The 13,152-nt window shown below is 72.2% G+C and carries 12 protein-coding genes; 6 read left to right on the top strand and 6 right to left on the bottom strand.

What is annotated here, in order from left to right:
* The first annotated feature begins 8 nt into the window (after positions 1 to 8).
* A complete protein-coding gene (locus CLT75_RS00130; protein ID WP_013284747.1) occupies positions 9 to 1,481 on the top strand; it encodes an NAD-dependent malic enzyme in 1,473 nt (490 codons plus the stop codon).
* A 342-nt stretch (positions 1,482 to 1,823) separates the two neighbouring features.
* Here CLT75_RS00130 and dapF read toward each other — a convergent pair whose 3' ends face one another.
* Genes dapF through CLT75_RS00115 form a run of 3 tightly spaced genes read right to left on the bottom strand, consistent with a single transcriptional unit; the run spans position 1,824 to position 4,298 of the window.
* A complete protein-coding gene (gene dapF / locus CLT75_RS00125) occupies positions 1,824 to 2,669 on the bottom strand; it encodes a diaminopimelate epimerase (RefSeq protein WP_135238918.1) in 846 nt (281 codons plus the stop codon).
* 7 nt (positions 2,670 to 2,676) lie between these two features.
* A complete protein-coding gene (miaA, locus tag CLT75_RS00120; protein ID WP_135238917.1) occupies positions 2,677 to 3,582 on the bottom strand; it encodes a tRNA (adenosine(37)-N6)-dimethylallyltransferase MiaA in 906 nt (301 codons plus the stop codon).
* Positions 3,579 to 4,298, bottom strand: coding sequence for a class III extradiol ring-cleavage dioxygenase family protein (locus CLT75_RS00115; RefSeq protein WP_135238916.1), 720 nt, complete (start codon positions 4,296 to 4,298; stop codon positions 3,579 to 3,581). The genes miaA and CLT75_RS00115 overlap by 4 nt, the downstream gene beginning before the upstream one ends.
* A gap of 204 nt (positions 4,299 to 4,502) precedes the next feature.
* On the opposite strand from CLT75_RS00115, the gene CLT75_RS00110 reads away from it, so the two are divergent.
* Positions 4,503 to 5,711, top strand: a complete 1,209-nt coding sequence (locus CLT75_RS00110) for a DUF349 domain-containing protein (RefSeq protein ID WP_135238915.1) — start codon at positions 4,503 to 4,505, stop codon at positions 5,709 to 5,711.
* Positions 5,712 to 6,043: 332 nt separating this feature from the next.
* Positions 6,044 to 7,666: a cellulase family glycosylhydrolase gene (locus CLT75_RS00105; RefSeq protein ID WP_135238914.1), complete on the top strand. Its 1,623-nt coding sequence runs from the start codon at positions 6,044 to 6,046 to the stop codon at positions 7,664 to 7,666.
* Positions 7,667 to 7,713: 47 nt separating this feature from the next.
* Here the strand turns inward: CLT75_RS00105 and miaB are convergent, their stop codons facing one another.
* On the bottom strand, positions 7,714 to 9,213 hold the full coding sequence (gene miaB / locus CLT75_RS00100) for a tRNA (N6-isopentenyl adenosine(37)-C2)-methylthiotransferase MiaB (protein ID WP_135238913.1): 1,500 nt from the start codon (positions 9,211 to 9,213) through the stop codon (positions 7,714 to 7,716).
* A gap of 52 nt (positions 9,214 to 9,265) precedes the next feature.
* On the opposite strand from miaB, the gene CLT75_RS00095 reads away from it, so the two are divergent.
* Complete coding sequence (locus CLT75_RS00095; RefSeq protein WP_018785974.1) at positions 9,266 to 9,493, top strand: DUF2277 family protein; 228 nt, start codon at positions 9,266 to 9,268, stop codon at positions 9,491 to 9,493.
* 78 nt (positions 9,494 to 9,571) lie between these two features.
* Here CLT75_RS00095 and CLT75_RS00090 read toward each other — a convergent pair whose 3' ends face one another.
* Complete coding sequence (locus CLT75_RS00090) at positions 9,572 to 10,051, bottom strand: hypothetical protein (RefSeq protein ID WP_135238912.1); 480 nt, start codon at positions 10,049 to 10,051, stop codon at positions 9,572 to 9,574.
* Between the two features lie 213 nt (positions 10,052 to 10,264).
* Entirely contained in the window at positions 10,265 to 11,254 is a 990-nt protein-coding gene (gene selD / locus CLT75_RS00085; protein WP_135238911.1) for a selenide, water dikinase SelD, read from the bottom strand.
* A 199-nt stretch (positions 11,255 to 11,453) separates the two neighbouring features.
* On the opposite strand from selD, the gene CLT75_RS00080 reads away from it, so the two are divergent.
* Positions 11,454 to 12,209: an amino acid ABC transporter ATP-binding protein gene (locus CLT75_RS00080; RefSeq protein WP_030504151.1), complete on the top strand. Its 756-nt coding sequence runs from the start codon at positions 11,454 to 11,456 to the stop codon at positions 12,207 to 12,209.
* 52 nt (positions 12,210 to 12,261) lie between these two features.
* Complete coding sequence (locus CLT75_RS00075) at positions 12,262 to 13,140, top strand: glutamate ABC transporter substrate-binding protein (RefSeq protein ID WP_135238910.1); 879 nt, start codon at positions 12,262 to 12,264, stop codon at positions 13,138 to 13,140.
* The last annotated feature ends 12 nt before the right edge of the window (positions 13,141 to 13,152 follow it).

Below are 13,152 nucleotides of genomic sequence, written 5' to 3'. Positions count from 1 at the left end.
AGTTTCTCGTGGCCAACACACGACTGCCGAGTGCCGGATTCTCCATCACCATCCGGATCGCGGTACCCGCCGACGCCTCCTCCATCGGCCGCCTCACCACCGCCGCCGGCGAGGCCGGGGCCATCGTCACCGCGCTGGACGTGGTCGACTCCGACCCCGCGCACGTGATCGTCGACCTCACCTGCGACACCGCCGACGCCGGCCACGCCGACCAGGTGGTCGACGCGCTCACCGCGCTCGACGGGGTGGACGTGCGCAAGGTCTCCGACCGCACGTTCCTGCTGCACCTCGGCGGCAAGATCGAGGTCACCCCGAAGGTCGCGCTGCGCACCCGCGACGAGCTGTCCCGCGCGTACACCCCGGGTGTGGCCCGGGTCTGCATGGCGATCGCGGAGAACCCGGCCGACGCCCGCCGGCTCACCATCAAGCGCAACACCGTCGCCGTGGTCAGCGACGGCACCGCGGTGCTCGGCCTGGGCAACCTCGGGCCGGCCGCGTCGCTGCCGGTGATGGAGGGCAAGGCGGCGCTGTTCAAGCGCTTCGGCGGGGTGGACGCCTGGCCGGTGGTGCTGGACACCCAGGACACCGACGAGATCGTGGCGATCGTCAAGGCGATCGCGCCCGCGTACGGCGGCATCAACCTGGAGGACATCGCCGCGCCGCGCTGCTTCGAGATCGAGGCCCGGCTGCGCGAGGCGCTGGACATCCCGGTCTTCCACGACGACCAGCACGGCACCGCGATCTGCGTGCTGGCCGCGCTGACGAACGCGCTGCGCGTCGTGGGCAAGCAGCTCGCGGACGTCCGGGTCGTGGTCTCCGGCGCCGGCGCGGCCGGCACCGCGATCATGAAGCTGCTGCTGCGCCAGGGCGTCGGCGACATCATCGCGTACGACCGCCAGGGCGCCCTGCACCGCGGACTGCCGGACCTCAACCCGGCCTGGCAGTGGCTGGCCGAGAACACCAACAAGGAGAACTACTCCGGTGACCTGGCCGGGGCGGTACGCGGCGCGGACGTGTTCATCGGCGTGAGCGCGCCGAACCTGCTCACCGGCGAGGACGTCGCCGCGATGGCGAAGGACTCCATCGTCTTCGCGCTCGCCAACCCCGACCCGGAGGTGGACCCGCGGGAGGCGCGCAAGTACGCCGCGGTGGTCGCCACCGGCCGCTCGGACCAGCCGAACCAGATCAACAACGTGCTCGCCTTCCCCGGCGTGTTCCGCGGCATGCTCGACGCGCACGCCGAGGAGTTCACCGAGGAGATGGCGCTCGCCGCCGCGCGGGCCATCGCGGACGTGGTCGGCGAAGACAAGATCAACCCGACGGTGATCGTACCGAGCGTCTTCGACTCCCGGGTCGCCCCGGCGGTGGCAGCCGCGGTACGGGCCGCCGCCCAGAACCCGGCCGCGACGCCGGCTCCGGCGGCCGATCCGGGCCCGGCCGACCTCCCCGAGATCGCCGCCAACGCCAGCGCCACCCCCTGACGCTGCCCGGCGCGGCTTGACCGACTCCACGTCCCCGGAGTGGCGGCATCACCGCCCTTGATCAACGCCAGTTCGCCGACGTGGCGGCATCAGCGGCTCGGCGACACCACCACTTCGGCGGACTGGCGTTGATCAGGACGGTCCGGGGCGGGATGGAACGGCCGAGGCGGGCCTGCCGTGCTGCGGACACCACTCGTCACCATGTCGACCAAGGAGTTCGTGTCATCCGGAGCCCCGGAATCCGCCACAAACTCCTTGATCACCGGGCGCGAGGCGGGCGGCACCGGGCGGGCCGAGCCAGGGCAGGGCGGTGCGGGGGCAGTGCGGGGGCCAGGGCGAGGGCTACGGGTGCAGGGCTGTGGGGGTGAGCGTGCCTGTCGCCACCAGGACCGCCGGGCCGGAGAGCCAGCACGAGTCGGCTGTCACGGTGACCGTCAGACGTCCGCCTGGCACGTCGACTGTCATCGTGCCGGTGTCCAGGCCGGCGTCGCGCAACGCCACCGCCGCCACCGCGCACGCGCCGGTGCCGCAGGACAGCGTCTCGGCCGAGCCGCGCTCGTAGACGCGCATCAGCACGTGCCCGTCGGTGCCGTCGACCGGCTCGCCCGGCGTGGTGAACTCCACGTTCACCCCGGACGGGAAGGTCGAGGCGTCCACCTCGGGCGCGCGGGTCAGGTCGAGCGCCGTCAGCTCCAGCGCGGCGGGCAGCGCGCACACCAGGTGCGGGTTGCCGACGTCCACCGCGGTGCCGGGTAGCGTCAGCCCGCCGAGCGTGGCGGTCGCCGTGTCGTACAGCCGGGGGCGGCGCATCTCGACCGCCACGTCCTCGCCCTCGACCCGGGCCCGCACCAGGCCGGCGCGGGTCGCGATCGGCAGCGTCCCGCCCGACGGGGCGGCGAGCGAACGGTCCAGCAGGTAGCGGACGAACACCCGGGCACCGTTGCCGCACATCTCGGCGAACGAGCCGTCGGAGTTCCAGTAGTCCATGAACCACTCGGCCTCGCCCGCGAGGGCGACGCCCTCGGGGTGCTTGGCGGCGCGTACGACACGCAGCACGCCGTCGCCGCCGAGGCCGCGCCGCCTGTCGCAGAGCGCGGCGACCAGGCCGGGTGTCAGGTCGAGGGCGCCGTCCGGGTCGGGCAGGATGACGAAGTCGTTGCCGGTGCCGTGACCCTTTGTGAACTCCACGCCCCCATCATGGCCGATGCTCGGCGACCACCCGCAGGGCAGTGTCGAGAAACGCGGGCGACGCCGAGTCCAGCCAGTGGACGCGCGGGTCACGCCGGAACCAGGAGCGTTGCCGCCGGACGAACCGGCGGGTGGCGCGGATCGTCTCCTCGTGCGCCTGCGCCTCGGTCAGCTCTCCCGCGAGGAACCGCAGCACCTGCTGGTAGCCGAGCGCCCGGCTGGCCGTCCGCCCCTCGGGCAGCCCTTCGCCGACCAGCGCCCGCACCTCGTCGACCAGTCCGTCGGCCCACATCCGGTCCACCCGCAGCGCGATCCGCTCGTCCAGGAGCGGGGTGTCCAGGTCGACGCCGAGCTGCACGGACGGGTAGTACGGCGTCGGCGACGGCAGCGACGCGGTGAACGGCGCGCCGGTCAGCTCGATCACCTCCAGCGCCCGGACGATCCGCCGGCCGTTCGTGGGCAGGATGCTCGCCGCCGCGCCCGGGTCGGCCTCGGTCAGCCGCGCGTGCAGCGGCAGGGGGCCCACCGCCGCGAGTTCCGCCTCCAGCCGCTCCCGCAGCGCCGGGTCGGTGCCGGGGAACTCGAACCGTTCCAGCACCGCCCGCACGTACAGCCCGGAGCCGCCGACCAGCAGCGGCACCCGTCCCCGGGCCAGGATGTCGTCGACCGCCGCGCGGGCCAGCGTCTGGTACTCGGCGACGCTCGCCGGCTCGGTCACCGGCCAGATGTCGAGCAGATGATGCGGCACACCCTCCCGCTCGGCCGGCGTCAGCTTCGCGGTACCGACGTCCATGCCCTGGTAGAGCTGCATCGAGTCGGCGTTCACCACCTCGCCGCCGAGCGCGTGCGCCAGCGCGATGCTCAGCGCCGACTTCCCGGCCGCGGTCGGCCCGACCACCGCCACGACGGTCATGCCCGCTCCCAGTTCGCCACGAAGTAGGAAACGCCGTAGGGCGCGTCCTGGTAGCTGACGTCGCCGCGCCAGTCGCCGCCCGCCGCCCGGACCGCGCCGGCCAGCACCTGCCACGGCGCCCGCCCCGCCACCCTCAGCTCCGCCGACAGCACCGGGTCCAGGCCGAGCAGGGCGTCGGCGTCCGCGCCGGCCAGGGCCAGGGCGACCCCCTCGTCGTACGCCTCGGCGCGCGGGTCGTCGTACCCCGGCGCCTTGACACCCCGGCAGGCGGACCCGTCACCGAGCACGAGCAGCGCGACCCGCGGATCGTCGTCGTCGATCAGGCTCGCGCCGAACGCCGCGCACTCGGCCGGTGTGGCGTCGTGGGCCACCGACCGGGCCAGGCGGGGCAGCTCGGTGCCGGAGCGGTTCAGCAGCCAGGCGCCGACGGTCAGGCTCAGCGGCAGGCGCTCCCCGCCGGAGCAGGAGATCTTCCACAGCCGCACCGGCCGGTCCAGCCCGAAGCCGCGCAGGGAGCCCCAGTCGGCGGCGTTGAACCGGACGGTCTCCGGCCCGCCGCCGACGAGCAGGATCGCCTCGGGGCCGGCGGCGAGCAGCCGGGCCACAGCGGCGTCGGCGGCGGCGCGCAGGCTGTCCAGCTCGGGCGCGGCGGCGCCGGCCAGCTCGGGCACGATCAGCGGCGGGTGGGGGCAGACGGCGGCGGCGACCAGTGGCACGCCCCCAAACCTATCGGGGTCCCCCGGTGCGTCCCCGCGCCGATCCGGTCATCGGGGGCGTACAACACCGTATGGTCACGGTCGGCGACAGGCGCTCGACACGGACGGGGGCGGACCTGTGACAATGCCGGGAGAAAGTTTGCTGCGCCGTGGCGGCGAACGAGGGGGCTGTCCCCTCGACGCCGGGAGAACGAGGATGGGCACATGAGCGACTGGACTGCCTTCGGACGGGTCGACGAGGACGGCACCGTCTACGTCAAGACCGCCGAGGGCGAGCGGGTGGTCGGATCCTGGCAGGCAGGGGCACCGGAGGAAGGGCTCGCCCACTTCGCCCGGCGCTACGCCGACCTGGTGACCGAGGTCGATCTGACCGAGGCCCGGCTCAACTCGGGCGCGGCTGACGCCGGCCACTCCCTGACCACGATCCGCCGGATCCGTGGGTCGCTGGCCGAGGCGCACGTCGTCGGTGACATCGACGCCCTTGCCGCCCGTCTGGACAAGCTGGCCACCGTCGCCGAGGAGAAGGCCGGCGAGGCCAAGGCGGCCCGCGAGGCCGCCCGGGGCGAGGCGCTGGCGCGCAAGACCGCCCTGGTCGAGGAGGCCGAGAAGCTGGCCGCCGAGTCGACCGGCTGGAAGACCGCCGGTGACCGGCTCAAGGAGATCCTCGACGAGTGGAAGACCATCCGCGGCGTCGACAAGAAGACCGACGGTGAGCTGTGGAAGCGGTTCGCCGCCGCGCGGGACGGCTTCACCCGCCGCCGGGGCGCCCACTTCGCCTCCCTCGACCAGCAGCGCAAGCAGGCGCAGACGGTCAAGGAGGAGCTGGTCGCCGAGGCGGAGAAGCTCAAGGACTCCAGCGACTGGGGCGTCACCGCCGGTCAGCTCAAGGACCTGATGGCCCAGTGGAAGGCCGCGCCGCGCGCCGCCAAGGAGGCCGAGCAGAAGCTCTGGGAACGGTTCCGCGCCGCGCAGGACGAGTTCTTCACCCGCCGCAGCGAGGTCTTCTCCGCCCGCGACAACGAGCAGCGCGCCAACCTGGAGCGCAAGCAGGCGCTGCTGGCCGAGGCCGAGGCGCTGGACGTCGACGGCGACCCGAAGGGCGCCCAGGCGAAGCTGCGGGAGATCCAGGCGCAGTGGCACGAGGCCGGCCGGGTGCCGCGCGAGGCCGCCGCCGGGCTGGAGCGCCGGCTGCGGGCCGTGGACGACAAGGTCCGCGAGGTGATGGACTCGGCGTGGCGGCGCACCTCCAAGGAGGACAACCCGCTGCTGGCGCAGATGCGCGCCCAGGTCGCCGAGGCCGAGGACCGGCTGGCCCGGGCCCAGGCTGCCGGTGACACCCGCCGGATCAAGGAGGCCGAGCAGGCGCTCGCCTCGAAGCGGCAGTTCCTCCAGCTCGCCGAGCAGGCCGGCTGACGCGAGCACCCCGGCCGGGCAGGCCGGCGGACGGACACATCGGGTGAGCCCCCGGCCGGGTCGGCCGGGGGCTCACCCGCGTCCGGGGGGCGGGTTGACGCATCGAGGCGGGCTGATCAGAATGAGCGGCGGAGCCAGGTTCAGGCACCGGCACGAGGGCACCGACGGCTGATCTCGCCGTCGACGGTCGCCGGTGCGACATCTCGCGGGTGACCGTCCACACGACACGGCCCGGCGCGCGCTGCGCGCGTACTCGATGACGAGCGGGACGTGCCTCCTGGTCCTGCCGCCCGCGGCGCCTGCGCGGCGCGGGCATCCGAAGTGGAGCTTCCATGCACCGACGCACCGCCCTCGGCGGCGCCCTGACGGCGCTCGCCACCGCAGCGGCCGGCGTTCTCGTCGCCGCCGCCGTCTCCACCGCACCGGCCGCCGCGGCGGCCGGTGGCACCGGCACCGGTTACCTGCACACCAGCGGCAGCAAGATCGTCGACAGTACGGGCGCGACGGTCCGGCTGACCGGCATCAACTGGTTCGGGATGGAGACCGACAACAAGACGTTCCACGGCCTGTGGTCGAGCAACCCGTGGCGCTCGCAGCTCGACACCATGGCCCGGCTGGGTTACAACACGCTGCGGATCCCGTACTCGAACGACGCGCTCAAGTCCGGCGCGACCGCCACCGGCATCAACGACTTCGTCAACCCGGACCTGATCGGGCTCTCCCCGCTGCAGATCCTCGACAAGGTCATCGACTACGCGGGCAGCAAGGGGATGCGGGTCATCCTGGACCGGCACCGGCCCACGTCGGCCGGGCAGTCGCCGCTCTGGTACACCTCGACGGTCTCCGAGGCGACCTGGATCAACGACTGGAAGATGCTGGCCCAGCGGTACGCCGGCAACACCACGGTGATCGGCGCGGACCTGCACAACGAGCCGCACGCCGAGGGCACCAACCCGGCCGCCACCGGCGCCTGCTGGGGCTGCGGCGACACCGCCCGGGACTGGCGGCTGGCCGCCGAGCGGGCCGGCAACGCGATCCTCGGCGTGCAGCCCAACTGGCTGATCTTCGTGGAGGGGGTGAGCTGCCCGAGCGGCGGCCTGTCGAACGTCTGGGACAACGACCCCAGCAACGACGAGGACTGCGGCTGGTGGGGCGGCAACCTGTCCAAGGCCGGGCAGTTCCCGGTCCGGCTGAACGTGGCGAACCGGCTGGTCTACTCGCCGCACGAGTACGCCACGTCGGTCTACCGCCAGGCCTGGTTCGACGACCCGTCGTACCCGGCGAACATGCCTGCCATCTGGGACAAGTACTGGGGCTACCTCTACAAGCAGAACATCGCGCCGATCATGATGGGCGAGTTCGGCACCACGCTCCAGGACCCCAAGGACAAGATCTGGCTGCAGAACCTGATGGCGTACACCGGCACCGGTGTGAACGGCATGTCGTTCACGTACTGGTCGTGGAACCCGAACTCTGGTGACACGGGCGGCATCGCCAACGACGACTGGACCACGATCAACCAGCCGAAGCAGGACATCCTCACGCCGTACCTGATCCCGCCGACCGGCGGTGGCGGCACCACCAGCCCGTCCCCGACCGGCACGCCGAACACCTCACCGGCGCCGACCACCCCGCCGCCTCCGGTGACCGGAGGCTGCACCGCCACCTACAAGCAGATCAACTCCTGGTCGGGTGGCTTCCAGGGTGAGCTGACCGTCAAGAACACCGGCACCGCCGCGGTGAACCCGTGGTCGGCAACCTGGACCTGGCCGTCGGGGGTGACGCTGGCGAGCGGCTGGAACGCCACAGTCACACAGTCCGGCACCACTGTGACGGCAGCCGCGCCGGCCTGGGCGTCGTCGCTGGCGCCGGGCGCGTCGGTCACCGTCGGCTTCACCGCCAACGGCGCCGCCGCCAACCCCGGCAGCGTGAAGCTCAACGGCACCGCCTGCTGAGGCAGTGACGGCGGGGGCCGAGTCGGGCCCCCGCCGTCACGCTCGGCTCAGTGCGCGGCGCAGCCGCCGACGGGGGCGGGCGCCGCGGCGGGTGCGCCGATCGTCGGCAGGCCGAGCAGCACCCCGGGGGTACGCGGAACCTGTCCCGCCTCGGCCGCGTCCCCGGCCCGGGTGCGCCGGTGCGCCAGCGGCGCGCCGTCGGCGTTGAGGTGGTGCGGGGCGGCGTACGTGACGACTGTGTGCACGATGTCGCCGGGGCGGATCTGCCCGGCCAGCTCACCGGTGGCGAAGTGCACGAGCCGGCCGTCACGGGCCCGGCCGGACATCCGGCCGGTGCGCTCGTCCTTGCGGCCCTCGCCGACCGCCACCAGCACCTCGACGGTCTCGCCGACGAGCTTCTTGTTCTCCGCCCAGGTGATCTCCTCGACGCACGCGATCAGCCGCTCGTAACGCTCCTGCACGACCTGCTTGGGCAGTTGCCCGTCCATCGTGGCGGCCGGGGTGCCGGGGCGCTTGGAGTACTGGAACGTGAACGCCGAGGAGAACCGCGCCTCCCGCACCACGTCGAGCGTGCGGACGAAGTCGGCCTCGGTCTCGCCGGGGAAGCCGACGATGATGTCGGTGGTGATCGCCGCGTCCGGCATCGCCGCCCGGACCTTCTCGATGATCCCCAGGTAGCGCTCCGACCGGTACGAGCGGCGCATCGCGCGCAGCACCTCGTCCGAGCCGGACTGCAACGGCATGTGCAGCGAGTGGCAGACGTTGGGCGTCTCGGCCATCGCGGCGATCACGTCGTCGGTGAAGTCCTTCGGGTGCGGGCTGGTGAACCGCACCCGCTCCAGCCCGTCGATGTCGCCGCAGGCCCGCAGCAGCTTGCCGAACGCGTACCGGTCGCCGAACTCGACGCCGTACGAGTTGACGTTCTGCCCGAGCAGCGTCACCTCCAGTACGCCGGAGTCGGCCAGCGCGCGGACCTCGGAGAGGATGTCGCCGGGGCGGCGGTCCTTCTCCTTGCCGCGCAGGGAGGGCACGATGCAGAACGTGCAGGTGTTGTTGCAGCCGACGGAGATCGAGACCCACCCGGCGTACGTCGACTCGCGCCGGGTCGGCAGCGTGGAGGGGAAGACCTCCAGCGACTCCAGGATCTCGACCTCGGCCGCGGCGTTGTGCCGCGCCCGGTCCAGCAGCGCCGGCAGCGAACCGATGTTGTGGGTGCCGAAGACGACGTCCACCCAGGGCGCCTTGCGGACGATGTCGCCGCGGTCCTTCTGGGCCAGGCAGCCGCCGACGGCGATCTGCATCCCCGGGTGCTTGGCCTTCACGGGGCGCAGATGACCCAGGTTGCCGTAGAGCCGGTTGTCGGCGTTCTCCCGGACCGCGCAGGTGTTGAACACCACCACGTCGGGCTGCTCGTCGGCTTCGGCGGCGCGCACGTACCCGGCATCCTCGAGGAGGCCGGAGATGCGCTCGGAGTCGTGCACGTTCATCTGGCAGCCGTACGTACGCACCTGGTAGGTGCGCGGGCTGCCCGCGGCTGCGGTAGTCATGACCCGGACAGCGTATCCGGGTGGAGCCGATCGGATCGAACGAGGAGGAGCCGTGTGCCGGAGCATCAAGACCCTGCGTGAGCCGTACGTCCCGGTGGTGACCGAGGAGGACATCCGCGCCGCCGCGTTGCAGTACGTCCGGAAGATCTCCGGATTCCGCACCCCGGCGGCGCACAACGCGGCGGCGTTCGACGCCGCGGTGGACGCCGTGGCCGCCGCCACCGCGACGCTGCTCGACCAGCTCGTGGTGCGGGGGCAGCAGCAGGCGGCCCGGGGCTGAGCCCGGGACCGCCACCGCTCGCCGCCGGTGGGGGCACGGCGGCGAGCACCACTCACGGGCGCGCGCCGGCGCCCGCGCTCAGGCGGCGGCGAGCGCCGGGGCGACCGTGTCCGGGGCCCAGCGGGAGCGGTGGCACTGCGACCAGCCCCGGCAGCGCGCGTCGGCGACGGTGCAGAGCCGGTGGTGGCTGAGCACCTCGCCGTCGTCGGTGTCGGCCACGTCGAAGTGCACCGGCCGGATCGTGCCGTCCGGCGCGACCAGCAGGTGCCGGCCGGCGTCGAGCGTGTCGTCACGCATCAGGCAGTTGCGGCCCAGCAGCCGGGCCAGCGCCGCGATCGCGGGCAGCTCGGTCAGGCTCTCGGGCACGCCGTAACAGTCGACCACGGTGCCGTACAGCCCGGGTGCCTCCCACACGTCGCAGACCACCGCGTACGCGGGGAGCCGCATCGGGTCGGCGACGGCCATGGGCATCACCACCCGGCCGAGCGCCTCGGCCAGTGCCGGGTAGACCTCCACCGGCTCGCCGCCGTCGATTCTCCAGTTCCACAGCTCGGTCATGCCGCCTCCTCGCTGCGCTCGTTCCACCGGCCTCCGGATCGGGCCTTAATGACGATGGTGGGGTGCATTTGACCTCAGCCGGGCGCAAGTTACCGGTCTGTGACCATTCCGGGCAAAATTCCCTCGGGCGACGTTGCCCAGAGTAGCTGGAAGATGACAGTTTATCGGGTACGGTGCCCCGGCGGCGGCTGGCCGCGCCGTGGATCCGGCGGCTCAGCGCACCCGGATCAGGTGCTCCGACGCCGGCAGCAGCTCACCGATCACCGTGCCGCCCGGCACCTCACCGGCGACCAGCAGGCCGCCCGAGGTCTGCGCGTCGGCGAGCAGCAGCCGCTCCCCCTCGTCCGCGCCGCCGAAGTCGGTCCACGGGGTGACCCACTCCAGGTTGCGCCGGGTGCCGCCGCTGACGTACCCGTCGCGCAGCGCCTCCCGCGCGCCCGTCAGATACGGCACCGCCGCCGCGTCGATCGCCACCGTCAGGCGGCTCGCGCGGGCCAGCTTCGAGGCGTGCCCGAGCAGGCCGAAGCCTGTCACGTCGGTGCCGCAGCGGATGCCCGCGGCCACCGCCGCGCGGGCCGCGTCCCGGTTGAGCCGGGCCATCGACTCGACCGCCTCCGGGAAACGCTGCCCGGTCTGTTTGTGCCGGGTGTTGAGCACGCCCACGCCGAGCGGCTTGGTCAGCGACAGCGGCAGCCCGGCCCGCCCCGCGTCCAGCGTGATCAGCTCCTCCGGCCGGACCACACCGGTGACCGCCAGGCCGTACTTCGGGCCGTCGTCGTCCACGCTGTGCCCGCCGGCCAGGTGGCAGTTCGCCTCCCGGGCCACATCCAGACCGCCGCGCAGCACCTCGCGGGCCATCTCCGGCGGCAGCACGCCGCGCGGCCAGCAGAGCAGGTTGAGCGCGACGAGCGGGGTGCCGCCCATCGCGTACACGTCGGAGAGCGCGTTGGCGGCGGCGATGCGCCCCCAGTCGTAGGCGTCATCGACCACCGGGGTGAAGAAGTCGGCGGTGCAGACCAGGCCCGTACGCTCGTCCAGCCGGACCACCGCGGCGTCGTCGCCGTTCTCCAGGCCGACCAGCAGGTCGGCCGAGCCGCCGGTCGCGCCGAGACCGGCGACCATCACCTCCAGCTCGCCGGGTGGGATCTTGCAGGCGCAACCGCCACCGCGGGCGTAGTCGGTCAGCCGGATCGCGTCGGTCATCCCCTCATGATCTCGGGCCTGTGGCGACGACGCCAATCGGCCCCACCGGTGGATGACGAAATTCGGACGGGCCGGTACGCCGGTGACCGGTGTTACCGCTCCGTGACCATCTGAGTTGCGTTCTGCCACATCACCCCGCCTACAGTTGCCCAACCGGGGGTCGACCGACCCCCGAATTCCGCCATGGACGACAGGGACGGTGGACGACGTGACGACGGGCGACCCGCTGATCGTGCTCGACGGGGTCAACAAGTGGTTCGGGCCGCTGCACGTGCTCGACGACGTGTCCCTCTCCGTCGGCCGGGGCGAGGTGGTCGTCGTGATCGGCCCGTCCGGCTCCGGCAAGTCGACGCTGTGCCGCACCATCAACCGGCTGGAGCCCATCGACAAGGGCACCATCACGTTCGACGGGCAGCCGCTGCCGGCCGAGGGCAAGCCCCTGGCCAAGCTGCGCAGCGAGGTCGGCATGGTGTTCCAGTCGTTCAACCTCTTCGCGCACAAGACCATCCTGGAGAACGTCACGCTGGGGCCGGTCAAGGTCCGCAAGGAGAAGCCGGCCGCCGCCCGCGAGCGCGGCCTGGCCCTCCTGGACCGCGTCGGCATCGCCAACCAGGCGGACAAGTACCCGGCGCAGCTCTCCGGTGGTCAGCAGCAGCGGGCGGCGATCGCCCGCGCGCTGGCCATGCAGCCCAAGGCGATGCTGTTCGACGAGCCGACCAGCGCGCTGGACCCGGAGATGGTCGGCGAGGTGCTGGACGTGATGACGTCGCTGGCGAGCGAGGGCATGACCATGGTCGTGGTGACCCACGAGATGGGCTTCGCCCGGCACGCCGCCAACCGGGTCGTCTTCATGGCCGACGGGCAGCTGGTCGAGGACGCGCCGCCGGCCGAGTTCTTCGCGAACCCGCGCAGCGAGCGGGCCAAGGACTTCCTCTCCAAGATCCTCACGCACTGAGCGTCCGTAGTTGGAGTCGTCCCGGCGGCTCCGTCGAAGAAGGAGATTGAGTATGCGTTACAAGCGCGTGGCGGCGGTTGCCGCGGCGGCGACTCTGGCGCTCGGCCTGTCCGCCTGCGGTGGCGACAGCGACGACGAGGGCACCGGCGCCGGCAGCAAGGACTTCGCGGCCGGCAGCACCATGGAGCGGCTGCACAAGGCCCAGAAGATCAAGGTCGGCACCAAGTTCGACCAGCCGGGCTTCGGCCAGAAGGGCCTGTCGGGCAAGCCGGAGGGCTTCGACGTCGAGGTCGCGAAGCTGATCGTGAAGGAACTCGGCATCCCCGAGGACAAGATCGAGTACGTCGAGACGCCGTCGAAGGTCCGCGAGGACGTCATCGTGAACGGCACCGTCGACCTGGTCGCGGCCACCTACACGATCAACGACAAGCGCAAGGAGCGCATCGCCTTCGCCGGTCCGTACTACGAGGCCGGTCAGAACATCATGGTCCGCAAGGATGAGGCCGCCATCACCGGCCCGGACTCGTTCAAGGACGGCACCAAGAAGGTCTGCTCGGTCACCGGCTCCACCCCGGCCGAGGAGATCAAGAAGTACGTCAAGGACGTCGCCACCCAGCTGGTGCTCTTCGACACCTACGACAAGTGCCGCGACGCCCTGAAGGGCAAGCAGGTCGACGCCGTCACCACCGACAACGTCATCCTGCTCGGCTACATCGCCAAGGACGAGGCGTCCTTCAAGATGGCCGGCGACAACTTCACCAAGGAGCCGTACGGCATCGGTGTCAAGAAGGAGGACACCGACTTCCGTAACTTCATCAACGACACCCTGGACAAGGCCTTCCAGGACGGCAGCTGGAAGAAGGCGTGGGACGACACCGCCGGCAAGTTCGGCGCCACCCTGGGCGACCCGCCCGCCGTCAACCGCTACTGATCCGCTAGATCC

It is taken from the genome of Micromonospora sp. CNZ285 (assembly GCF_004637285.1).
The sequence above is the reverse complement of the archived record's forward strand: the minus strand, read 5'-3'. Positions and strand labels throughout refer to the sequence as shown.